Source organism: Lawsonibacter hominis (genome assembly GCF_014287895.1).
Taxonomy (GTDB): Bacteria; Bacillota; Clostridia; order Oscillospirales; family Oscillospiraceae; genus Lawsonibacter_A; species Lawsonibacter_A hominis.
This window is the reverse complement of the sequence record NZ_JACOPP010000007.1, coordinates 92,746-116,124: the sequence shown is the minus strand read 5'-3', so window position 1 is coordinate 116,124 and position 23,379 is coordinate 92,746. Positions and strand designations below refer to the sequence as shown.

Annotated in this window: 26 protein-coding genes; 20 read left to right on the top strand and 6 right to left on the bottom strand. The window is 59.5% G+C overall.

Annotated features, from left to right (window positions below; all coding sequences use genetic code 11):
• The first annotated feature begins 80 nt into the window (after nt 1-80).
• The 14 genes from H8S57_RS07395 to spoIIID all read left to right on the top strand — a co-directional run bounded on the left by H8S57_RS07395 (nt 81) and on the right by spoIIID (nt 12,261).
• Nucleotides 81-1,214: an acyl-CoA dehydrogenase family protein gene (locus H8S57_RS07395; RefSeq protein WP_186907444.1), complete on the top strand. Its 1,134-nt coding sequence runs from the start codon at nt 81-83 to the stop codon at nt 1,212-1,214.
• Nucleotides 1,214-1,633 carry a 3-hydroxyacyl-ACP dehydratase FabZ gene (gene fabZ, locus H8S57_RS07390; RefSeq protein ID WP_186907443.1) on the top strand — a complete coding sequence of 140 codons (420 nt, stop codon included), beginning with the start codon at nt 1,214-1,216 and terminating at the stop codon, nt 1,631-1,633. The genes H8S57_RS07395 and fabZ overlap by 1 nt, the downstream gene beginning before the upstream one ends.
• A 231-nt stretch (nt 1,634-1,864) precedes the next feature.
• The gene (locus H8S57_RS07385; protein WP_186907442.1) at nt 1,865-2,602 is read left to right on the top strand and encodes a 2-oxo acid dehydrogenase subunit E2; all 738 of its coding nucleotides are present in this window, start codon (nt 1,865-1,867) and stop codon (nt 2,600-2,602) included.
• 4 nt (nt 2,603-2,606) lie between these two features.
• Nucleotides 2,607-2,969 (top strand): Lin0512 family protein, encoded by a 363-nt coding sequence (locus tag H8S57_RS07380; protein ID WP_186907441.1) that lies wholly within the window; start codon nt 2,607-2,609, stop codon nt 2,967-2,969.
• A gap of 32 nt (nt 2,970-3,001) precedes the next feature.
• Entirely contained in the window at nt 3,002-3,241 is a 240-nt protein-coding gene (locus H8S57_RS07375) for a biotin/lipoyl-containing protein (RefSeq protein ID WP_186907440.1), read from the top strand.
• A gap of 37 nt (nt 3,242-3,278) precedes the next feature.
• Nucleotides 3,279-4,265 carry a thiamine pyrophosphate-dependent dehydrogenase E1 component subunit alpha gene (locus H8S57_RS07370; protein ID WP_186907439.1) on the top strand — a complete coding sequence of 329 codons (987 nt, stop codon included), beginning with the start codon at nt 3,279-3,281 and terminating at the stop codon, nt 4,263-4,265.
• Nucleotides 4,265-5,329, top strand: coding sequence for an alpha-ketoacid dehydrogenase subunit beta (locus tag H8S57_RS07365; protein WP_186907438.1), 1,065 nt, complete (start codon nt 4,265-4,267; stop codon nt 5,327-5,329). Before H8S57_RS07370 ends, H8S57_RS07365 begins: the two co-directional genes overlap by 1 nt.
• Nucleotides 5,330-5,391: 62 nt before the next feature.
• Nucleotides 5,392-6,393: an NAD(+)/NADH kinase gene (locus H8S57_RS07360; protein WP_186907437.1), complete on the top strand. Its 1,002-nt coding sequence runs from the start codon at nt 5,392-5,394 to the stop codon at nt 6,391-6,393.
• 14 nt (nt 6,394-6,407) lie between these two features.
• A complete protein-coding gene (lpdA, locus tag H8S57_RS07355) occupies nt 6,408-7,775 on the top strand; it encodes a dihydrolipoyl dehydrogenase (RefSeq protein ID WP_186907436.1) in 1,368 nt (455 codons plus the stop codon).
• Between the two features lie 200 nt (nt 7,776-7,975).
• A complete protein-coding gene (locus H8S57_RS07350) occupies nt 7,976-8,779 on the top strand; it encodes an electron transfer flavoprotein subunit beta/FixA family protein (protein ID WP_186907435.1) in 804 nt (267 codons plus the stop codon).
• A 13-nt stretch (nt 8,780-8,792) separates the two neighbouring features.
• Nucleotides 8,793-9,797, top strand: coding sequence for an electron transfer flavoprotein subunit alpha/FixB family protein (locus H8S57_RS07345; RefSeq protein ID WP_186907434.1), 1,005 nt, complete (start codon nt 8,793-8,795; stop codon nt 9,795-9,797).
• Nucleotides 9,798-10,187: 390 nt separating this feature from the next.
• Complete coding sequence (locus tag H8S57_RS07340) at nt 10,188-10,988, top strand: MBL fold metallo-hydrolase (RefSeq protein ID WP_186907433.1); 801 nt, start codon at nt 10,188-10,190, stop codon at nt 10,986-10,988.
• Nucleotides 10,948-11,931, top strand: a complete 984-nt coding sequence (gene lplA / locus H8S57_RS07335; protein ID WP_186907432.1) for a lipoate--protein ligase — start codon at nt 10,948-10,950, stop codon at nt 11,929-11,931. Before H8S57_RS07340 ends, lplA begins: the two co-directional genes overlap by 41 nt.
• A 78-nt stretch (nt 11,932-12,009) precedes the next feature.
• Nucleotides 12,010-12,261, top strand: coding sequence for a sporulation transcriptional regulator SpoIIID (gene spoIIID / locus H8S57_RS07330; protein WP_186907431.1), 252 nt, complete (start codon nt 12,010-12,012; stop codon nt 12,259-12,261).
• 573 nt (nt 12,262-12,834) lie between these two features.
• Here the strand turns inward: spoIIID and H8S57_RS07325 are convergent.
• The 6 genes from H8S57_RS07325 to H8S57_RS07300 form a co-directional block, all read right to left on the bottom strand.
• Nucleotides 12,835-13,791, bottom strand: a complete 957-nt coding sequence (locus tag H8S57_RS07325) for a sugar-binding transcriptional regulator (protein WP_186907430.1) — start codon at nt 13,789-13,791, stop codon at nt 12,835-12,837.
• A 211-nt stretch (nt 13,792-14,002) separates the two neighbouring features.
• Nucleotides 14,003-15,637, bottom strand: coding sequence for a phosphoenolpyruvate--protein phosphotransferase (gene ptsP / locus H8S57_RS07320; protein ID WP_186907429.1), 1,635 nt, complete (start codon nt 15,635-15,637; stop codon nt 14,003-14,005).
• 14 nt (nt 15,638-15,651) lie between these two features.
• Complete coding sequence (locus H8S57_RS07315; RefSeq protein ID WP_186907428.1) at nt 15,652-15,909, bottom strand: HPr family phosphocarrier protein; 258 nt, start codon at nt 15,907-15,909, stop codon at nt 15,652-15,654.
• 23 nt (nt 15,910-15,932) lie between these two features.
• Complete coding sequence (locus tag H8S57_RS07310) at nt 15,933-16,250, bottom strand: PTS sugar transporter subunit IIB (RefSeq protein ID WP_186907427.1); 318 nt, start codon at nt 16,248-16,250, stop codon at nt 15,933-15,935.
• Between the two features lie 129 nt (nt 16,251-16,379).
• Entirely contained in the window at nt 16,380-17,861 is a 1,482-nt protein-coding gene (locus tag H8S57_RS07305; RefSeq protein WP_186907426.1) for a PTS transporter subunit IIC, read from the bottom strand.
• A 154-nt stretch (nt 17,862-18,015) separates the two neighbouring features.
• A complete protein-coding gene (locus tag H8S57_RS07300; RefSeq protein ID WP_186907425.1) occupies nt 18,016-18,468 on the bottom strand; it encodes a PTS sugar transporter subunit IIA in 453 nt (150 codons plus the stop codon).
• 478 nt (nt 18,469-18,946) lie between these two features.
• Between H8S57_RS07300 and H8S57_RS07295 the strand changes: the two genes are divergently transcribed.
• From H8S57_RS07295 to H8S57_RS07270, 6 genes are all read left to right on the top strand, one after another.
• Complete coding sequence (locus H8S57_RS07295) at nt 18,947-19,894, top strand: phosphotriesterase family protein (RefSeq protein ID WP_186907424.1); 948 nt, start codon at nt 18,947-18,949, stop codon at nt 19,892-19,894.
• Between the two features lie 18 nt (nt 19,895-19,912).
• The gene (locus H8S57_RS07290) at nt 19,913-20,362 is read left to right on the top strand and encodes a hypothetical protein (protein WP_186907423.1); all 450 of its coding nucleotides are present in this window, start codon (nt 19,913-19,915) and stop codon (nt 20,360-20,362) included.
• 105 nt (nt 20,363-20,467) lie between these two features.
• The gene (locus H8S57_RS07285) at nt 20,468-21,118 is read left to right on the top strand and encodes an orotidine 5'-phosphate decarboxylase / HUMPS family protein (RefSeq protein ID WP_186907422.1); all 651 of its coding nucleotides are present in this window, start codon (nt 20,468-20,470) and stop codon (nt 21,116-21,118) included.
• A 35-nt stretch (nt 21,119-21,153) separates the two neighbouring features.
• Nucleotides 21,154-21,981, top strand: a complete 828-nt coding sequence (locus tag H8S57_RS07280) for a BtpA/SgcQ family protein (RefSeq protein WP_186907421.1) — start codon at nt 21,154-21,156, stop codon at nt 21,979-21,981.
• A gap of 23 nt (nt 21,982-22,004) precedes the next feature.
• Nucleotides 22,005-22,712, top strand: coding sequence for a beta/alpha barrel domain-containing protein (locus H8S57_RS07275; protein ID WP_186907420.1), 708 nt, complete (start codon nt 22,005-22,007; stop codon nt 22,710-22,712).
• Between the two features lie 10 nt (nt 22,713-22,722).
• A complete protein-coding gene (locus H8S57_RS07270) occupies nt 22,723-23,373 on the top strand; it encodes a class II aldolase/adducin family protein (RefSeq protein ID WP_186907419.1) in 651 nt (216 codons plus the stop codon).
• The last annotated feature ends 6 nt before the right edge of the window (nt 23,374-23,379 follow it).

Here is a 23,379-nt window from a genome sequence, read left to right as displayed (position 1 = left end):
GGCATGCGGCTTGCAGGGTAAACAAGCAGCCGGATGCTTCACCCCAGCATCACAATCATTTTTTGAGGAGGAACACAACGATGGGATACATTCTGAACGAGGACCAGAAGAGTCTGGTCGCCATGGCGCATGATTTTTGTGAGAAGGAGATCAAGCCCTACGCCGCCCAGTGGGACCGGGACGGCGTCTTCCCACTGGAGAGTTACAAGAAGGCGATGGAGATCGGTTACCACTGTCTGGAGATCCCCGAGGAGTATGGCGGAGGCGGCATCGACTATGTGACCGTGGCGGCCGTCATGGAGGAATTCGCCAAGTACGACCTGGGCTTTGCCACCACCCTGATGGGCACGACCCTGAGCCTGAAGCCCGTGCTGATGCACGGCACCCCGGAGCAGAAGAAGATGTACGCCGACGTGATCGTGGGCGGCGGCCTGGGCGCCTTTGCCCTGACCGAGGCGGGCGCCGGGTCCGACGCCGCCGCCTGCCGCACCACCGCGGTCCGGGAGGGCGACGAGTACGTCATCAACGGCACCAAGTGCTTTATCACCAACTCCACCTATGCCGACATCTTTGTGGTGTTCGCCTCCACCAACCGGGACGCCGGCGTGAAAGGCCTGTCCGCCTTCATCGTGGAGCGCGACCGCGCGGGCTTCTCCGTGGACAAGCACGAGGACAAGATGGGCATCCGCACCTCCGATACCGCCTCTTTGGTCTTTGATAACGTGCGCATCCCCGCCGACCACCTGCTGGGCAAGGAGGGCGAGGGATTCAAATACGCCATGCAGACCCTGGATCTGGCCCGGCCCTTTGTGGCTGCCAGCGCCGTTGGCCTGGCCCAGCGGGCGGTGGACGAGGCGGTCAAGTATGCCAAGGAGCGTATCTGCTTCGGCAAGCCCATCGCCAAACTCCAGGCCATCCAGTTTATGCTGGCCGATATGGAGATCGGCGTTGAGACCGCCCGCCAGATGGTCATCCACACCCTGCAGCTGGCAGAGGCCCACCTGCCCTACGGCAAAGAGGCCGCCGTGGCCAAATGCTACGCCGGCGACGTGGCGTTCAAGGTGGCCGGGGACGCGGTGCAGGTGCTGGGCGGCTACGGCTACAGCCGCGAGTATCCGGTGGAGAAGCTGCTGCGGGACGCCAAGATCCTCCAGATCTACGAGGGGACCAACCAGGTCCAGCGGGTGGTCATCGCCGGTCAGCTGCTGCGCTGATGGTCCCGGCGGAAGACGTCCTGACGCTGCTGCCTCACCGCGCCCCCATGCTCATGGTGGACCGCGTGCTGGAGCTGCGGGAGGACGGGTGTACGGCGCTGAAAAACATATCCCATTCCGAACCCTGTTTTCAGGGGCACTTTCCCGGCAATCCCATTTTCCCCGGCGTCCTGATCATCGAAGCCCTGGCGCAGACCTGCGCCCTCTGGCTTAACCGCGACGGGAGCGGAATGCTTCCCATCTTCGCCGGGATCGCGTCGGCCTCCTTCCGGCGCAAGGTCCAGCCCGGCGACCGGCTGACGCTTTCCGCACGGTTCGTCTCGGAGCGGAAGGGGTTTTACACCTTTCGCACCGAGGCGGCGGTAGAGGGGCAGTGCGCCTGCCAGGCCGAACTGGTGGTCTGCTATAAAGACGCATAGCTGCAGCCTTTGCAGCCTTCCTCACCCCGTGAACGGGACCGCCGGCGGCGGTCCCGTTCACCCTGTCCGGCGGTGTTTCCAAAGGATACACCGTCTAAAATGTAGAACCCCCTTTCCGTCCATGCGGCGGCAAACCGGGGCGGTACGAGCGCCCCGCCGCTTTTTGGAAATTGGCACGCCGTTTGCTTTTTAAAACGGCAGAACCCGAAATCAACGATTGGAGGAATGGCAATGGCACAGATCGACGAGCAGGGCAGAGCAATCCGTCAGGTCGTGCCGCTGGAGGGCATGCGCAAGGTGATCGCCGAGCGGATGACCTTCAGCAAGCACGAATATCCCCAAGGCACCGGCCAGGTCCACCTGGAGGTCAGCCGGGTCATGCAGTTCCGAAAGGAGCTGCTGGAGCAGAAGGGGATCAAGGTCTCTTTCGGCGATCTCTACGTCAAGGCGGCCGCCTGCGCCCTGGAAGAGAACATGGCCCTCAACGCGTCCCGGCAGAACGGGCAGATCATCTACTACGAGGATATCAACATCAACGTGTTGGCCTCCTTCAACGGCGTGCTGATGGAGCCCGTACTGGAACATGTGGACCGCAAAGATATCGAGGAGGTCTCCGCCGAGCTGAAAAAGACCTATGAATACCTGAAGAAGGGCAAGCTCATGCGGATCAAGCTGGAAGGGGGCACCTTCTCGGTCTCCAATATGGGCGGCTCGCTCATTGACAGCCAGCAGCCCTTCCTTTCCCCGCCCCAGGGGGCCATCATGGGCATCAACCGCAACCGCCGGGTCCCGGTGTTTGGAGAAGACGATGCCATCGTGCCCGCCAACCTGACCACCTTCGCCCTGACCATTGACCACGGCCTGTGCGACGGCAGCGAGGTGACCAGCTTCTTCACCTCCCTGGACAAGGTGCTTCAGGACCCCTGGACCTGGATGTACCATAAGCGCCCCGCCCCCGGGGAGGACTAGGGCCGTGGAACGCAAGCGGTATCTGATCGAGATCGGCACCGGCGTGGACATGCACGGCGGGGACATGACCGGCGCGGCGCTGAAAGCCGTCAAGGACGCCATGAGTCATTGCTGCATGGCGGGCGTGCGTGAGATCCATGGCGCCGGACCGGAACGGATCGCCCTGCGGATTAAAATCTGCTGCCCCAGACCGGAGGCGCTGGATCTGGAGGCGCTGCGCCAGCCGGTACGCTTTTATGACGACGTGGAGATCATCCCCGCCCCGGGCGGGGCTTCGGAAAAGGGGCTTCACGTGGCCGAGATGGGCGCGGGAGACACCCTGGTGGCTGCACTGGCCATCATTACCGTCTATTTAAAGTTTGAGTAACCCCCAAAAAACAAAAAAGGAGATTGAACCACATGAAACAGGAAATCAACATCCCCAAGCTCGGCTCCGAGATGAAGACCGGCCAGATCCTGGAATGGCACGTAAAGGTGGGCGACCACGTGGAGGAGGACCAGGAGCTCTGCGAGATCAAGACGGAGAAGATGAACGCCCAGGTGGAGTCTCTGTACGACGGCGTGATCACCGAGATTACCGGCCAGGTGGGCGAGACCTACGACGTAGGCGCTGTGATCGGCTACATTGAGGAGGACTGAGCCCTTCCGCCCCTGAATCAGAAAGGAGTATCGTGATATGGCCTACAGCAAGGAACAACTCGTTGAGATGTACAAAATCATGCAGAAGGCCCGTCTGTTCGACAAAAAGATCGCCACGGAAAGCAAAAAAGGCAAGCTGGTGGGCATGTTCCACTTCGGCACCAACCAGGAGGCCCTGGAAGGCGGCCTCATGCCCTGCATCGGCCCCGATGACTACATCAAGCCCTATCACCGCAACCACGGCTGCCTGTCCCTGTGCGATATGAAGCTCTACGTGGCCGGCATGCTGGAGCGCACCACCGGCTACAACATGGGCATCGGAGGCGACTATCACCAGCAGGACATCCGGGATCTGCACCTGCTGCCCATCGACGGCCTGATCGGCGCGGACTGGCTCTACGACACCGGCGTGGCCATGGCTCTGAAGCTGCAGAACAAGCCCGGCGTGGTGGTCACCATCAACGGCGACGGCGGCGCCCAGATGGGCGGCCTGTACGAGTCCATGAACTTCGCCTCCCTGTTTGACCTGCCCATCGTGTACGTCATTGTCAACAACGGCGTGGCCATGACCACCCCCACTGAGAAGGAGTGCAAGTGCTCCGAGATCTCCGGCCGGGCCGCCGGCTTCAACGTCAAGGGCGTCAGCGTGTGGGGCCAGGATCCCATCGCCATCCGGGAGGCCATGGAGGCCGCCATGGAGGGGGCCCGCCGCGGGGAGCCCGCGCTGCTGGAGATCATGACCTACCGCAAGTGCGGCCACTACTTCGGCGACCCCCGGGAGTACGAGACCCCCGAGCGGGACGCCCGCATGACCGAGAAGTACCCGGATCCCATCGTCCGCTTTGAGAAAGTTCTGCAGGAGATGGGCGTGTGTACCGAGGAGGAGCTCAAGGGCTACGCCAAGGAGGTCAAGAACGAGATCGCCGAGGCCTTCGAGTGGGCCTATCAGCAGCCCCGCCTGACCGGCAATATGACCAAGGGCGCCGACAAGATCTTCTCCAACACGGAAGGAGGAAAGCTGTAATGAGACATGTCAGCTATGCGCAGGCCCTGGAGGCCGCGGTGTTTGAGGAGATGCAGCGGGACTCCAAGGTCTATTACATGGGCGAGGACGTGGGCGTCTTCGGCGGCGCCATCAGCAAGATGTACTCCCTGTTCCAGACCTTCCCGGAGCGCGTCATGGACATGCCCCTGGATGAGAAGGGCTTCACCGGCATCGCCGTGGGCATGGCCTGGATGGGCCTGCGTCCCATTGTGGAGTTCATGTACCCCGACTTCCTGGTGCTGGCCATGAACGAAGTGGCCCACGGCGCCTGCAAGGAGTACTGGCTGTCCAACCAGAAGGTCCCCGTGCCCATGGTCATCCGCTCCGCTCAGGGCATCGGCTCCCAGTGCGGCGCCCACCACTCCGAGTGCATCGAGGGCTGGATGATGAACTACCCCGGCCTGAAGATCGCCGTGCCCACCTTCCCCGAGGATGCCTACGGCATGATGAAGTACGCCATCCGGGACAACGACCCCGTGCTCTGGCTGGACTGCCGCACCACCATCTACACCGAGGAGGCCGACATCCCCGAGAAGGAGAAGGACGCCCTGATCCCCTTCGGGAAGGCCCGCGTCCGCCGGGAGGGCACCGACGTGACCATCGTGGCATGGCACAAGCTGCTCAAGGACGCCCTGGCCGCCGCCGACGATCTGGAGAAGCAGGGCATCTCCTGCGAGATCATCGACCCCCGCACCCTGATCCCCTTTGACATCGAGACGGTTCTGGCCTCCGTGCGCAAGACCGGCCATCTGGTCATCGCCCATGAGGCCAACGTCCGCGGCGGCTTCGGCGCCGAGATCGCCGCCCAGGTCACCGAGCGGGAGGCGGGCGCCCTCAAGGCCCCCATCGTCCGCGTGGGCACTCCCAACACCTACATCCCCGTGGGCATGGTGGAGTGGCAGATCGTCCCGGACAAGATGGACGTGATCCGCGCCATCAAGAAGACCCTGGGCCGGGATCTGCTGGAAGAGGAGAAGGGCCAGGTGGAAGTGGACGGCGTGGCGGAGCTGAAAAAGAGCCGCCCGAAGAACGACGAAGCGTAAATGAAGGATTTGGGGCAGGGCGGGCATGCCGGCCCTGCCCCATCTTTGGAGGGACGACGTCTATGCCTTTGATCGGAATCGCCTGCAATCCCCAGTCGGGCAAGGACATCCGCCGCCTGCTCACCGCGGCCACCACCATCGACGACATGGAGAAGCTGAACATTCTGGAGCGGATTCTCCTGTCGGCCGCCGCGGTGGGGGAGCAGAGCGTCTGCCTCATGCCCGACCGGCTGGGCTACGGCCGCCTGCTCCTCCAGAAGCGGAACTCCCGCGGCTACCCAGGGGATCTGTCCCAGCTGGAGATCTACGACATGGACCGCACCGAGACCCAGGCAGACACCATCTTCTTTGCCTCTGAGATGGAGCGCATCGGGGCGGACGTGCTGATCGTCATGGGGGGCGACGGAACCAGCCGGGCCGCCGCCAAGGGCACCCGGAGGGTGCCGATGATCTCCATGTCCACTGGTACCAACAACGTCTATCCGGAGCTGATGGAGGGCACCGTGGCCGGAATGGCCGCCGCGGCGCTGGCCGGGGGCATGGTCCCCGCGGCGGAGTGCGCGTCGCCGGCCAAGTGCATCGAGATCTGGAAAAACGGGACGCTGGTGGATCTGGCCCTCATCGACCTGGTATTCTGCCGCAACCCCTTTGTGGGCTCCAGAGCCATCTGGAACTATGAGGAGATCGACCAAGTGGTGGTCACCCAGTGCTCCATGGCCTCCATCGGCTTCTCCTCCCTGGTGGGGACGGCGCTCCGCGTCACCCGGGAGGAGGACTGCGGCGCCTCGGCGGAGTTCACCGACGGCGCGCCCAACACGCTGGCGCCGGTGGGCGCCGGCACCATCCAGGGCGTACACATTCAAAACGTCCGCCGCCTGCCCCTGGGGGAGCGGGTGACCCGGACCATGACCTACCAGGGCACCCTGGCCCTGGACGGCGAGCGGGAAATTTTCTTCCAGCCGGGGGATGTGATCACCTGCGCGGTCACCCGCGGCGGCCCGATGCGGGTGGACGCGGCCCGCGCCATCGAGTACGCCCGCACCCACGGCTGCTTTCAGCTATGACAGGAGGAACATGCATGAGACAGTATGAAGTTGCGGTCATCGGCGGCGGCCCCGGCGGCTATATCGCCGCCATCCGCGCCGCCCAGCTGGGCAAAAAGACCGTGCTGGTGGAGAAGCGGGACCTGGGCGGCACCTGCCTGAACCGGGGGTGCATCCCCACCAAGGCCCTGCTGCACAGCGCCGAGCGCTATCAGCAGCTCAGCGGCGCCAAGGCGCTGGGCATCACGCTGGGAGAGTATTCCTTCCAGTATAAGAAGATGGCAAAACGCAAGGACAAGGTGGTCAAGCAGCTGCGCAGCGGCGTGGAGAACCTGGTGGCCGGCCACGGCGCCGACCTGGTCCGGGCGGAGGCGGTGCTCACCGGCCCCCACACCTTCCGGGCCGGGGAGGAGGAGTTCGAGGCCGAGCGGATTATCCTGGCCGCCGGCTCCGTGCCCGCCGCCATCCCCGTGCCGGGGACCGACAAACCGGGCGTGCTCAACTCCGACGGGGTGCTGGCCCTGGAGGAGTGCCCCGAGTCGGTGGTGATCATCGGCGGCGGCGTGATCGGCGTGGAGTTTGCCACCCTGTTCCGGGATCTGGGCAAGCCGGTGACCATCGTGGAGATGCTGCCCTCCATCCTCTACGGCAACGACTCCGATGTGTGCCGCACCATGACCGAGCTGCTCACCGACAGGGGCGTGACCATCCACACCGGCGCGAAGGTGCTGGAGATCCGGGACGGCCTCACCTGCGTCTTTGAGAAGGAGGGGCAGAAGCTGACGGCGGAGGGCGCGGTGGTGATCCTGGCCACTGGTCGGAAGCCGGACACCGCCGCCCTGGGACTGGAGGCCGCGGGCGTGGCCACCGAGCGCGGCTTTGTCCTGGTGGACGACGAGCTGCGCACCACCGTGCCCCACATCTTCGCCATCGGCGACCTGACCGGCAAACAGCAGCTGGCCCATGTGGCCACCGCGCAGGGCATCGTGGCCGCCCATAACGCCGCTGGCGCACACCGCACGATGCGCTATGACGCCGTGCCCGGCTGTATCTACACCACGCCCGAGATCGCCTGTGTCGGGCTGACCGAGGAAAAGGCCGCGGCGGCGGGACATCCGGTGCGCGTGGGCAAATTTAATGTGTCCGGCAACGGCCGCAGCCTGGCCATGGGCTGCCAAGACGGCTTTGCCAAGCTGGTGGCGGACGCCGAGACCGGCAAGGTGCTGGGCTGCCATATCCTGGCGCCCCACGCCACGGAAATGATCGGTGAGATCGCCCTGGCCATCCAAAACGGGCTGACGGCCGGGGCCGTGTCCGATACCATCCATGCCCATCCCACCGTCAGCGAGATCCTTATGGAGGCGGCCCATGACGTAGAGGGGCTGTGCTGCCACAAGCTTTGATCCGGTGCGGGAGGGCGGGGACATCCAATGCCCGCCGGAAGCGTCCGGCCGGCCGCGGATCCGCTCCGTCCTCCGCCCGGAAGGCGGCTTTCCCCGATGAGCGCCCTCAAAACGGCGTCTGCAGGCGCGCCGCCTTCGGATGAAAACCGTCCGCCGTTTTCATCCGGCATTCGTATCAAATCATTCAGGGAGGAAACAACATGAACGTGCTTGTCTGTGTCAAGCAGGTGCCGGATACGACGGAGATCAGGATCGATCCGGTGACCAACACTCTTATCCGGTCGGGCGTACCGTCCATCGTCAACCCCTTCGACGGGTATGCGCTGGAGGCCGCGGCCCGCATCAAGGACCGGGACCCCGACGCCAAAATCGTGGTCCTGTCCATGGGCCCCGAGCAGGCCAAGGCCGCGCTGAAGGAATGCCTGTCCATTGCCGCCGACAAGGCCTACCTGGTTTCTGACCGGGCCTTCGGCGGTTCCGACACCCTGGCCACCAGCTACATCCTCTCCGAGACCATCCGGAAGGTGGAGGAGCTGGAGGGCAGATTTGACGCCATCTTCTGCGGCAAGCAGGCCATCGACGGCGACACCGCACAGGTGGGCCCCGAGATCGCCGAGCACCTGAACTATCCCCAGGTGACCTATGCCCTGGAGGCTGAGGCGGAGGGCGATCGGCTCAAGGTGAAGAAGGAAGTGGAGGAGGGGGCCGAGATCATCGGGATAAGCATGCCCTGCGTGGTGACCTTCACCAAGCCCGCCTGGGATCCCCGCTACCCCACTATCAAGCGGAAAATGGCCGCCAATCGGGCCGAGATTCCCACCCTCACCGCCGCCGACCTGCCCGCCATCGACCTGACCCGCGCCGGTCTGAAGGGTTCCCCCACCAAGGTGAAGAAGACCTTCGTGCCCCAGAAGAAGACCGGGGGCGTGAAGATCAGGGAAGCGTCCAATGAGGATTCGGCCAGAAAGCTGTTCCAGCTGCTGAGCGACAGCAACGTGATCTGAGGGGGAAAAAACGATGGAAGCAAAAACGAAAGATCTCTGGGTATTGATCGAGACCGATCCGGACGGCAGCGCCAAGAACGTGGGTCTGGAGCTGCTGACCCCCGGCCGGGAGCTGGCCGGTAAGCAGGGCGGCGCCCTGGTGGCCGTGGTCATCGGCAGCAAAACGGACGCGGCGGTAAAGGCCGCATCGGAGCATGGCGCAGATCGGGTCATCGTGGTGGACGGCGCGGAATACGCACACTACTCCACCGATGCCTATACCGCGGCCCTCTATGCCCTGGTGGAAAAATACGGCCCCACCAGCATGCTGATCGGCGCCACCAACAACGGCCGGGATCTGGGCCCCCGCCTGTCCTGCCGGCTGAAGACCGGCCTGACGGCGGACTGTACCGCGCTGGACATCGATGCGGACAGCGGCAACGTGGCCTGGACCCGTCCCGCCTTCGGCGGCAACCTGATGGCGACGATCCTCTGCCCGGACCACCGGCCCCAGATCGGCACGGTGCGCCCCGGCGTGTTTAAAAAGAGCGAGACCGCACAGGGCAAAGCGGAGATCCTTCGGGAGACTATTTCTGTGCCCGCCGAGCAGATCCGCACCCAGGTGTTGGAGCTGATCCGGGACCTGGGCGGCCAGAACGTGGACCTGGAGGGCGCGGAGATCATCGTCTCCGGCGGCCGCGGCGTAGGCGGAGCGGAGGGCTTTGCTCCGGTGCGCGCCCTGGCTGAGGCGCTGGGGGGCGTGGTCGGCGCCTCCCGGGCGGCGGTGGACTCCGGGTGGATCGCCCACGCCCATCAGGTGGGCCAGACCGGAAAGACCGTGGGGCCCAAGCTGTACATCGCCTGCGGCATTTCGGGTGCCATCCAGCATCTGGCCGGTATGAGCGGTTCCGACGTGATCGTGGCCATCAATAAGGACCCGGACGCCCCCATCTTCGACGTGGCCGACTACGGCGTGGTGGGCGACCTCTTTGAGGTCCTGCCCGTACTCACGGCCGAGATCCAAAAGCTGCGGGCGTAAGCACAGCCCCACGGAAAAGAGCAGCGGCAAATCCGCTGCTCTTCAGCCTGTCGAAAAAGGCCAAAGGCCTTTTTCGACAGAGGGATGCATGACGGACAGGGCTCGATTCTGGCGGAAAAGTCGCCCTGTCCGTCATGAGAGGTGTCATTTCCGACGCACGTGTCGCCGGAAATGACGGAGTTTCCTTTCCTTCCGTCGTCTGCGGACGACTCAACTCTGCGAGGCCCTTCCTCAGGAGGGTTTTTCGACAGCCTGAGAGCAACGGCAAATCCGCTGCTCTTTTTGTATCATTTTGATACCATCGTCTCCTTTTTAGCCGTAAAAGGGGGCTATCCCGGCGCAAAAGTTGGCATATGGATTGCTCTATTAACAGGACCGGAGGGATGGCGTATGCACACCGCAATGTTTCACTCGGTCAATTCGGGGCTCTTTTTCTGCGACGGCAAAAACGGTCTGCTGGTCGATGGGATCCATCAGGGCCGGGAAGAGGGCTGCTCGCCCATGCCGGATTTTTTATCCCTGCAGCTGCGCAAAAATACCGGCCTGTTCGCCCACCTGACCGGCGTGCTCTTTACCCACCTGCACCACGATCATTATGATGAAGACGGCCTGGAGTCCCTGCTGCACGGGCGCCCCGATCTGCCGGTCTATGGTCCGCGCCTGCGGCGCGGCGGCGCGCCGGTGCGTCCCATCCGCGCCAATCTGCGCACCGTCCGCATGGGCGGGGCATATATCTTGGCCCGGGATACCCGTCACGACGGCGCGCGCTACCGGGAGGACCCCCATCAGTCCTACCTGATCCGCATGGGAGGCGAGCGCTTTTTCGTGGCGGGAGACGCCGCCCTCCGCCGTGCAGACGCGGCAGACTTTGCCGGCTTCTACCCGGAGCCGGTGTCGGCAGCTTTTTGCAACCTTTATCAGCTGGCCTCTCCGGAGGGACTGGACTTTCTCCGCGCCCTTGCGCCGGAGCGGATTTTTTTGTATCACCTGCCGTTTCAGGCGGACGACCGCTATCACTACCGTCAGCTGGCCCGCCAGGCGGCCCGGGCCTGCCCGGCCGATCTGCCCCGGCCGGAACGGCTGGAGCACATGGCCTGGGTGGACGGGCGGGCAGCGGATTGGGAAAACATACGGAAAGGAGCCGAAAACAATGGTCTATCTGGAGTCGCACAGCACGGATCCCTACTTTAATCTTGCCCTGGAGGAATATATCTTTGAACACATGGACCGGAGCAGGCAGTATTTCCTGCTCTGGCAAAACGACCGTACCATCGTAGTGGGCAAGTATCAAAACACGGCGGAAGAGATCAACCAAAGCTATGTGGAGGCCCACGGCATTCGGGTGGCCCGCCGCCTGTCCGGGGGCGGGGCGGTCTACCACGACAAGGGAAATTTGAACTTTACCTTTATTGTGGATCAGGCGGACAACGCCGACTTCAACTTCAACGTCTTTGTCGTCCCGGTCCTGCGTGCGCTGGAACGGTTTGGGGTAACGGCTGCGTTTAACGGACGAAACGACCTCACCATCGACGGGCAGAAGTTTTCCGGCAATTCTCAGTATGCCCGACACGGCCGCCTGCTCCACCACGGCTGCATTATGCTGGACTCCAACCTGACCAACGTGGCCGACGCTTTGAAGGTCAAACAGGCCAAGTTTGATTCCAAAAGCGTCAAATCCGTCCGCAGCCGGGTGACCACCATCAACGCGCACGCCCCACGCCCCATTTCCATGGAGGAATTCAAGGCTGCGCTGCGCGCCGGTATCCTGGAGAGCGATGGTCTGGAGCCCCGGACCCTGACGCCGGAGGAGCTGGCCGCCGTAAAACGGCTTCGGGACGAAAAATATGCCACATGGGAGTGGAATTACGGCCGTTCTCCCGCTTACCACATGCGCCGTGAGCGGAAATTTAGCGCGGGACTGGTCACCATCTTCCTCCAGGCCGAGGAAGGCAGGATCAAAAGCATCCGGTTTTACGGTGACTTTTTTGGAAACGGCGACCTTGCCGAGCTGGAAGAGGCAATGGTATCGCTCAAGCTGGATCAACATCTGGAAAAGGCCCTGGAAAACTGCAGGATCGGCGAGTACCTCAACGGGATCACCGCCCATGATATCGCGCAAATGCTGCTGTACTGATCGTCCCCACCCACATATCTCCCCGTTCTGGCGCATATAAATCTGCCAGTGAAGAAACATTGCGGGGAGTGTTGCTGTTTGAAAGGGAACATCGAGGAGCGCGCCTGTCAGCTGGCGCTTTACATCATAGAAAACAAAGCGACGGTGCGCACCGCGGCCCAAAAGTTCGGCATCAGCAAATCCACGGTACATAAGGATCTGAGCGAACGTCTGCCCGCGTTTAACAGGCCCTTGTATCTCCAGGTCAAGGGCGTGCTGGAGGAAAATAAGGCGGAGCGGCATATCCGCGGCGGCATCGCCACCCGCAAGAAGTATAAGGGCGCGGAATAAAAAGGAACGTCTGCCGTCATGCAAAGAGATGGCGTACCACAAAGGAACGGTTGACGGCATCGCAGCGACACGGCGGGCACACCGGCGTGTCGCCGTATTTTTCCCCCGCCGCGGCAAAAGAGACTGCCTGCGTTTCTGCCGGCCCGGCGCCGCCTTTCCATCTGCCCGTAGCGGCGTCAGCGCCCCATAAACGGCTGAAAAGGGAAAAGGGACCGCCCTGATCGGAGCGGCTCCCTTTTCGTTATCCGTTCTTATTGCGCCTTTCCCCGTTTGATTCTTGGATCCTCACTGTCTTCCGCAAAATACCTGCAATGGTGGCATAAATGAGATCCCGCAGAACCGCTTCCGTGAATGAACGCACAGCATGCGAAAACAACCCGCCCGGAGGGAGGCCGTTCTGGACCGCATAAACGAAATCGGCCCCAAGCAAGTGCATACCGGCGTGGACGCCCGACGCGGACCGGTACACAGTGGAGGCAACAGCCCCGCCTCCTGCGCTGCGGGCGCCTTGTAATTAATTATAAAGAAAGCTGCGCTTAGCGCGCCCCCAACCGGGAAAGCGGCCGGTACCGCTTATGTCGGCCGTTCCAATCCGGGCTCGCTGTCCAGCGTCAGCAAATGCCGCGCAATTTTAGAATTTGTGATCAACACGTTGCACAATCCGCCCCGCAGCGCACCCAAGATCGCTTTCATCTTAAACCGATCATTTGCAATACAGATCCGGTTTTCAGCCGTTTGAAAGATACTGCGCTTTGGGATAATCATGCGGTCATAAAGCGGGGTCTCGATAATAGCGCCATTTATATCAAAAAAATAACCCCATATACAGCCAACCGCACCGTTTTTCATCAGCGGCGCCACGTTTTTCTCCCCTATATGATCGGTCCAGTAAAGCAGCGTATCCACCCCGCTGATAAACGTGTCCACTTCCTGATGCACCCGAAAAATCTCTATGGCTGCATTGCGTTTTAGCAGCAACTGCCTGCTCTCTTCATCGTCCATCAGGTACGGCAGAAACAATCGTTTCATTTCGCACCCGTACAACACCGCCACCTGCTGCATCGTGTACATCTCGTCCACTGTTGGGTTGCTCGTATTTTCCAGCGATCCGGCCAGTTGCACGACTTTCATCCCAGGCAGCGTACGGTGCGGTTTTAGATTCTGAACCGTGGTGGCGACCGTTTTTCCGTGGGAGACGGAAAGGACACTGTGCTCGTTCAGGATGCTGGACAGATAGGATGCTCCCATACTGCATACGCTGTCAAATTCCTCCTGGATTCCAGAGTTTTCCGAGTAGGCCACCAATACGTCTTTCAATGAAAAGCGATCCCGAAGTATCTTTTCTAAATTATGGTGATTTTCAAAGGACGGTTTAATGATGATCTCCACAATCCCAAGGGCTTTCGCCTTTTTGATCAGCCTGGATACCCGGGAACGGGAAACATATATTTTGTCGGCGATCTCCTGCTGCGTCAGGTCTTGATCGTAGTACATCCGGGCAACCTCTACCAGCAAATCTATATCCTTCATGCGGCTTCCCTCCTTGCAAAGGCAGTGCTGAAAGGGTGAGTTTAAAAAATCACTTCTGAATCATTTTAATCTCTAGCACCTTTAATTTCAAGGGCAAGCTGACAGAAACCGCTGGAACAAGCTGGCTTTCGGGCAAAGCAAACATAGGGCAGAGCCTCCGCGGGCGCGTTTGATGCAAGCGGAGGCTCTGCCTTATAAAATAAAAGCTGCGCTATAGCGCGGTCGTGTCCAATTGGGTCACTGCCCTGCGTATTTCCAAGACTTTTCCCGGAACGACAGACAGCTCCCGGATCCCTGCCTTTGCATAGAAGGGCAACAGCTCCGTCTTCGCTGCCGACTCCCCACAGATTCCGCACCAGATCCCATGTGCAGCAGCGCTCTTCGCGGTATGGGCGACCAGCCGCAGAACCGCTTCATCGCCATAGTCAAATAACGCCGCCACCTTCTCATTGAGCCGGTCGGCCGCCAAGGTATACTGTGTCAGGTCATTGGTCCCAATGGAGAAAAAGTCCACCTCGGCAGCAAACCGGTCGCTCATGATCGCGGCCGAGGGCACCTCTACCATCATCCCAACCTCAATGTTCTGGGAGAAGGGGATCCCCTCCTGTCTCAGTTCCTCCTGGCACTGCTTCAGCACGGCCTTGGCCCTGTGCAGTTCCTCCAGCTTGCTGATCATGGGGAACATGATGGCCAGCGTGCCGTACACAGAAGCGCGCAGCAAAGCCCGTAATTGCGTACGGAACACATCCGGCTGGGCAAAGCACAGCCGGATGGCCCGGCAGCCCAGGGCCGAATTCTCCTCGTGGGGCAGCGGCAGATACGAGGGCACCTTGTCCGCCCCAATGTCCAGGGTGCGTACTACCACTCTTTTACCGTTCATCCTGCGGAGGACTTGGCTGTATGCGTCGACCTGAGCCGCTTCATCCGGGAGCTCCGCTGCGTCCAGGTAGAGGAATTCACTGCGCATTAGTCCCACGCCGTCCGCGCCCTGCGCCAAAGCCGAATCGGCGTCCGCGACACTGCCGATATTGGCACACACCTCGATCCGCACGCCGTCCCGCGTAATACTTTCCTTGTCCCGAAAGGCCCTGAGGTCCTCCTGCTCTTTCAAATAGGCCGTACGGCGCGCTTCACAGGTCTGAAGCGTCTCTTCGTCCGGGTCCAGGATAACCCTTCCCCGGCTCCCGTCCACAATCACGGTACGTCCATCGGATAGGGCATCCATCAGTCCCGGCACCCCCACCACTGCGGGAATCCCCATGGTCCGGGCTAAAATGGCCGAGTGGGAGGCGTAGGAGCCCTGCTCCGTCACAAACGCGAGCACATGACGCTTTTCCAGCTGCATGGTGTCGCTGGGAAGCATATCTGCAGCGGCGATCACCGCAGGGGCGGTCAGCGCCCGGCCCGCTCCCTTGCCGGACAGAACCGCCAACAGGCGCTGGCACAGATCTCTGACATCGGCGCTTCGGGCCTGCATGACTTCGTCCTCCAGGGAGGAAAACATTTCGGCAAACTCGGTCGCAGTGCACGTTACCGCATACTCGGCCGTATATCCCTTTTCATAAATATTGATGGAAATAGACTCCAGCCAGTCCAGGTCCTCCAGCATCATCTTATGGATATGAAAAATCTGAGCGGCAGACTCCCCCGCATCCCGGACGGTCTTTTCATACAGTTTCTCCAGCTGTTCCCCGGCCTGTTCCGCCGCTTGTTCGAATCGCCGGTGCTCCTGCTCTGCAGTCCGGGCCGACTGCGTGGAGAAGGCCGCTGTCTCTGGTCTTTCATACAGGAAAACCGGCCCGGTAACGAGGCCAGACGAGGCCGGTATCCCGGTCATGATCTCCATATGCTGCGGCCCCCTTACAGTTCTTTGGCGCAGAACTCCTCCAGCGCCCTGGCCGCCGCCGTTTCATCCGGCCCCTCCACATTTATTCGAAGCTCCTGTCCGCACTTAGCCGCCAGCTTCATTACGGCAAACAGACGCTTGGCGTCGGCGCTCTTCCCATTGGCGGATAGCTGAATCGTACAGGAGAAGCCCTGGGCCAGCTTGACCAGCAGACCTGCCGGCCTGGCATGAAGTCCCTCGGCATCCCGGATCACATAAGTAAATTCTTTCATGGCGCTTCTCTCCTCCAGCCAGGTCAGGCGCCGGCCAGGGTGTCCAGCCAGAGCTTCGTCTTCTCCTCGATCTCTGCCTCGGACATAATGTTTTTCAGGGGGATCACATAGGCTCCCTTTTGTTTTGCCGCAGCGAACTGGGGCTCCAGCGCCACGCCACAGTAGACCACGTCGTATTTCTGACCGATGGCCTTTCCCACCGACACGGTGTTCGCCTCCACATTGCATTTCAGCCCCAGCTTGGTAAACACCCGTTTGACCTTCAGGCTCACCAGCTGGCAGCAGCCGTTGCCAGCCGCACAGCACGCCAGGATATTAAACTTTTTGCTCTTGACGTCCATCTGTCTCACTCCTCCGACATGATTTGTCTTTCGTGCGCTGCATTTTACGCGGTATTTTTAACAGGGAGGGAATCCCACGGCCGATCCGGCCGTGGGATTCCCGATCCAAAAAAGGGGCCCTGCGGATTCTTATAAATCCTCCCCCATGACCTGCTTGTACTGTTCCCAGTCCTCGGCGGCCAGCCAATATCCCTTCTTGTTCTTAAGATACTGAATCTGTGGGATTGCCAGCATGATGACCAGGACCAAGGCATATCCGGCCCATCCGAGATACTTCCAGATGGGGGAGAACGCCGCCAGGGTAATTGCGTTGTCCACCTGGAAACCGACCCCGCCGTACTGGGCAAAGCCGATGGTGCACGCGGCGATCCCCGCCAGGAATACGTCGGCCACCGCCACGCCGATACAGGAGACCACCAGGGCCTTGATACCGCCTCTGTGATGGGCGAAAATGCCGACGGTGGCGCTGTCGAACATCATGGGGACAAACCCGACCAGGCACACGAAGGGCAGGCCGAGCAACATGCCGACCGTGGTAAAGAGGGTCATGGTCAGGGAACCCACCAGGAAGCTGATGGTAATGACCGAGCCGTTGGTTACAAAGCCGTAGAAGGCGGCGCAGTCGATGCCGGGCAGGGTGTTGGGCAGGATCTTTTCGGAGATACCGCTGAAGGCCACGGTCAGCTCAGCAACGAACATCCGCATTCCGGTCAGCAGGATCACCAGGTAAACGGGGAACTTGCCGGCGGTGTGGAAGATATACAGGGCAAAACTTGTGCTTTCAGTGAGGCTGGAGTCGATGGCCATCATACCGGGCTTTCCGATCAGGGAAATCAGCACGGCAAAGTAAATCAGCATGACGATAAAGGAGGACACATACATATCGTTGAAAATGGACAGGAAACCGGGCATCTCCATATTATCGAACTTCTTGACTTCCTTACCCTTTTTCCTGGCCTTGCGCTCCAGGTACCGGCCATACTCATAGCCGATGCGGTCCAGGATCATCTGGGTGTGCCCCACGCACATATTTGCGCCGTCGGTCAGATCCTGCGCGGGTTCCACCGTTAAGTTGGAAAGCACGCACCACTTTACCGCCAGGAAGAGGCCCACCGCCAGAATAACGGTGAAATCGTTCATCAGGGGGAACATGACCAGAAGGATCGGGACCATGTCGATGGCCTGACCGGACAGGATGTGCGCCTGGATAATAAGGGACCGGCACTTTGTGTACTTCTTCAGCAGGACCAATAGGATTGCAAAAATAAAGCCTGCCGCCATGGAAGCCATCTGCAGGCTGGTGGTGCGCCCAAAGCCCTCCAAAATGGCGGTTAGGGTCCCTGCGCCCAAGGAATCGTCATTGACGAGCAAATTCATGCCCAGGACGTTCCGCATCCCCATCATGATGGGTTGGAAGGCATTGTACAGTCCGCCGGTGGCCGTCTGATAGACGATATAGCCGATATAGGCCTTCAGGGCGCCCATAATGGACTCCAAAACGGGGCGCTTTGTCAGCAGCTGGCCGATCAGGACCAGCACCATCATAAACATAGCTGCTCTGTCAAAGAAATTGTACCAGACCCAGCTCAATACGGATATGACGTTCTCCATATTCTCCTCTTCTTTCTTTTTGCAGTTTTCTCTGTTTTGGGGGTACCAAAATAATCTCGGTCCTTTTAACTGCCTGTGAGGGAAACTATGGGACTTTTTCCTCCTTTCCCCGGCCGGAATTTGATTCTATCATTTGAAAAGCGAAGGGAGTGGCTCAGCCCAACAGCTTTTCAAAATCCTGGGAACTTTTTGCGTTCAGCAAAGCGGTTATGGTTTCTTCATCATCAAAAATATCCGCTAATTCCATGACCGCATCCAAGTGGGCGTTCAACTCGCAGGCTGCAATGGTAAAAAAAAGCTCCGCGCCCATGTCGGGGTCGTTCTTATCATACCAAACGGGCTGGTTTACCTTTACAAAACAGATCCCCGGTTTATGGACAAGCTCCACCGCCTTGGAATGGGGCATACAGATATGGGGCGCCAAAAAGATGTAAGGTCCGTTTTCCTCCACATTGTCAATGATGCTGTCGGCATAAGCCGGCTCTGCCATGCCGGCTCGCACCAGCGGCTGAACAGAGGCCCTGACCGCCTGCTCCCAGGTCGTAAAGCATTCGTGTACTTCAAACAGGCCCTTTTGATACAGGCCTTTTAAATAATCAAGCTTCATGGCGCGCTCGCTCCCTTCAAATTACCCGTGAAGGCGGCATGCCGTCTCCACAATGGCCTCTTTCCGTTACACACAGTTCAGAAACCATATCAAGTTTGAGGCACTTTTTGAACATTGTCAATCATTTCGGGCCAATTGAATCACCTGTGCAGCTTGCTCATTTGTGCAGCTATTCTCGTTAAAATCACCATAATAACCGTCCGCTTTTTCACGTATATCGCAAAAAAACAACGCTGGCCGCCGGATTTTTGCACAATTACGCGTATTTCATTTCAAAAATTTTCTTAAAACCGCCCCATCCGTTCCCTCGCCCCGCCGGAAGGCGAACGGTTGTGAAAAACACACCAAACAGCTTGAGTTACCCGCAAAATTTTTATATACTTGCGACGAACAGAGGAGCAAAATCCCGGCCGATTCACTTTTCAGCGCTGCTTCTCTGTCCAAAAGTGGCTATATCTTTATCTGGAGGTCTTAGAAAATGGGAAAAGTAAGAACCGTTCTGGGCGACATCGACTCGTCTGAGCTAGGGTTCACAATGGCCCATGAGCACGTGATCCATTGTCCCCGCGGCCTGTTCGCGCCGGACAATGAATGGGCCCTGCGCAATTTCAATATCCAGCTGCAGATGGTAAAAGACTATAAGTCCATTGGCGGCGGCTGCCTGGTGGACGCCATGTGCCGCGATCAGGACGGCCGCGCGCCGGCCTACCTCAAGGTCATCTCTGAAACTACCGGCGTCCATATCATTGCCGCTACCGGCGTTCCCTTCGACTATCCGGGCGACCGTGAGCCGCTGATGGACCTGTCCATTGTCTGGAAGGATAAGGATGTGGATGAGATTGCCGCCGGTTACGTCAAGGAGATCACAGAAGGCATGAACGGCACCACGATCAAGGCCGGCTGGATCAAGGCCGGCACGCAGTACTGCTACGCCACCCCTGGTGAGGTCAAGGCCCTGAAGGCCGGCGCCCGCGCCGCTATTGCCACTGGCTGCCCCATGCACACCCATACCGACGGGGGCTCCTTTGCCCTGGAGCAGTTGGAGATCGTCCTCAACGAAGGACTTCCTGCCAATCAGTTCGGCATCGCCCACATTGACCGCAATCCCGACTACTGGCTGCACAAGAAAATTCTGGAGACCGGCGCCTATTTGATCTACGACGGGCCGGGCAAAGTCAAGTACTATCCCGATTCGGTCCGTGTGGACCTGCTGCGCCGCCTGGTGGATGACGGGTTCGGCAAGCAGATCATGCTCAGCAACGATATGGGCAAGAAGAGCCATCATCAGGCCTATGGCTATGGTCCCGGCTGGGGCTTTATTAAGCAGAAGTTCATTCCGCGTCTGCTGGACGAAGGCTTCACCCAGGAGACCGTGGATGACTTCATGATCAATAATCCCGCCCGGTTCTACTCCATGAGAAAATAAAAAGCGAGGGATCTTAACATGGGAAGCAAGCGCGGTCACCACAGACAGCAGGATACCCGACAGAGTGAGGCGGCACAAGCGCGTGTGCACACCTCTCCGGACGATCCGGACGCGGAGGAACTGGACGTATGGCAGCCGGAACGGCTCTCTCTCTCAGATGGATTAAAAAAGAGTTCCACTCTGACCAAGGGGCTGTATCTGCTCATTCTGTGCGGGACAGCCTACCTGAACGTTACGGCCTGGCAGCAGCTCCCAACCCAAATCGACCTGAGGACCTGGTTCGGCTTTTCCTCTGTTACGGTCCCCAGCGCCGCTTATTGTATCGTGACCTTTCTAGTCATCGTCTATCTGGTCTATCGGGATATTGTCAACCGTTCGCTGTCCAGGCGGAAGCTGTTTATCCCACTCATTTTTTATATGGGCAACTATTTTATGATCGAATATTTGCTGGAGTCCCTGGTGGCCTGATTCCCATCGGATCGAACCCCGCCCCACCACCAAGCGGCCTGCCTGCCCGCAAGCCGGCAGGCAGGCCGCTTTTCTGTTTAAAAATTAAAAATAAGAGAGGCAAATATGAAAGCACCTTATTTACAAATCGCTTTAGATAACGAATCCCTGGAAGATGCGTTTCGTACCTTGCAGGGCGGTCTTGGAACTGAGGCAGACATTATCGAATGCGGCACTATGCTTATCCTGATGGAGGGGATGCGCGCCGTTCGGATCATGCGGGCCTGTTTTCCGGACAAAATCATGGTCGCTGACGCTCAGCTTTCCGTAGCCCATTTCGGTCCGAAGGTTTTGGCCAGTCAAGTCCAGTATGTAACTATGTTTTCCCCTGCCCGCAATGAAGTCAAGGCCGCTGTCCTGGAGCAGGCCCGGGCAAACGGACAGGATGTGCAAATTGAACTCTACGGCGACTATGGCGCCGGTTGGACGCTGGATGATCTTAAAACCTGGAAGGAAATCGGCATCAAGCAGATCATCTACGGCCGCCCCAGTTCGGCCAGCGGTCCCTGGACTTGTGAGGATGTAGAGTTTCTTCAGAAGCTATGTAACATGGGCTTTGAAGTCACAGCCACCGGCGGTATTACCTACGACGACTTGGATATGTTGGCCGGTCTGCCTCTGTTTGCCGTCATCTGTGGCCGCTCGATCCGCAATGCAAAGGACCCGGCCGCGGAAGCCCGACGCATCAAGGCACGTATGCAAAAACTGTGGGCCTGACCTCAGGAAAAAATCAGCGAAAAAGGTGATATGCTATGTGGACTGACGATATGTTTGGCGTAAAAAAGCCGATTTTTACCATGCTGCATTTGGATCCCCTCCCGGGCGATCCCCGGTTTCATTACGGCCACTGCATGGAGCGCGTGGTCGAACACGCCCGCGCAGACCTCCATGCGCTTCAGGACGGCGGTGTGGATGGTATTATTTTTTCCAATGAGTTCAGCCTGCCCTACGAACGGCACATGAGCTTTGTGACGCCGGCCGCCATGGCCCGCGTCATCGGCGAGCTCAAGTCGGAGATCTGCGTTCCTTACGGCGTGGACTGCATTTCGGACGGACTGGCGGCCATTGAGCTGGCGGCCGCCGTGGACGCAAAGTTCATCCGCGGCACCTTCAGCGGAGTCTACGTGGGTGACGGCGGACTTTACAACAATGATTTTTCCCATTTGCTGCGCCGTAAGGCTGCGCTGCACTTGGATGAGCTGAAGATGCTGTACTTCATTAACCCCGAATCCGATCGCAATCTGGACCCGCGCCCGCTGGTGGATATCGCCAAATCCACGATCTTCAAGGCGCATCCCGACGGGCTTTGCATTTCCGCCAATGCGGCCGGGCAGGATGTCGACGACGCCCTAATCGCCAGCGTGAAGAAAGGCGCGCCTGACGTGGTGGTCTTGTGCAACACCGGCTGCCGCCCCGATACCATCGAGCAGAAGCTCTCCTCCGCTGACGGCGCGGTGGTAGGCACCTATTTTAAAGAGGGCGGTCGTTTGGAAAACGACCGCCTGGAGAACGTACGTGTGGATGTCAACCGTGTCAAAGAATTTATGGACGTGGTAAAGGCGCTGCGCGCAAAACGGTAAGGCGCAGAGAAAGGACGCTCGACATGAAACGAATCATCCCTTCCGCCGCCTCAGCCAATCAGCTTTTCCTGGCAGAGGAGTTGGGCGCCTTCCCGAAGGATACGCCCCTGCATATTGATATTGAGGATGGCAATTTCGTCAATAATATCACCTTCGGAATGCGTACTGTGCGCTCCATTGCCGCCCTGTTCCCCAATCCCCTGTGCTTTCATTTTATGGCCAAAAACCCCAGTCAATATTTTGGGGAAATCGCCAAATGCAACGCGCGGGAGGTGGCAGTCCACTTTGAGGAATTGCCCTATCCTTCAGAGGAACTGTGCGCCCTGAGGCAGTTGGGCCTGATCCCCGGACTGGCCATCAATGTAAAAACCCCGGTGGAACAGGTGGCTCCCTTCTTTGAGTACATTGACTTTTTGCTGCTCATGACCATGGACTGCGGATTTGGCGGCACCAATGGACTCGGCTTCTGCGGAGCCAGCCACGACCGCATTCGCACCGCCAGAAACCTGCTTCCCGCCGGTAAAGAACTCTGGGTGGACGGCGCCATGGATGAGACCGAGATGGGCAACTGCTTCCATCTCGGGGCCGATGCGGTCATCGCCGGACGGCTCATCTTTCCGGAAAAAAAGGCGCAGGAAGGCTCTGCCCGCCGGGCCTACCTTCCAAGCGAGCGCGAACACTCGCCCGCCGAACTGCTGGCCCGTTACACAGATCAGTATTGTCTGAAATAAGGTGATCGTTATGTATGAAAAAGAAAAGCAGTCTCTGATCGACTGCGCTCTGGAACTGAAACGATGCCGCCTGATTACGCTGTGCGGCGGAAATGTATGTGTTCGCCTGGCGGACGGCAATATTGCCGTGACCCCCTCCGGCCTGGATTATGAAGTTATGACGGCAGACGACATTTGTATCGTGGACTCTATGGGGAAGCGGGTGGAGGGTCACCGGCGGCCCACCTCCGATCTGGATGCCATCCTCTTTATTTTTCAGAAAATGCCCGGGGTGAATGCCACGATTCATACCCATCAGCCTTGCGCTACCGCGCTTGGCCTGATCGCGGACGTCTTTCCTGCCTGCCTGGTTTCCCAAATCGACGCCTTGCAGGGCGATGTCCCCGTGGCTCCGTTCACTCCCTCTTCCGATAAGGGGATGGGAGAGTTGACCGTGCAATATGCCAATGGTTCCAATGCGGTGATTCTTCGCAGCCATGGCGTGATGGCGTTCGGTTCCTCCCTCCAAATTGCCCTGTATGCAGCGGTCTATCTTGAGGAGGCTGCGCAAACCTATCTGACCGCCCTGGCCACCGGCCGCCAGGTCCAGCCCCTTTCCCCGGAAATGGTCAAGGCTGAATTGGGCGAGCCGGATTCCTGGGCCAACTATCTTCAAACGTAATTGACT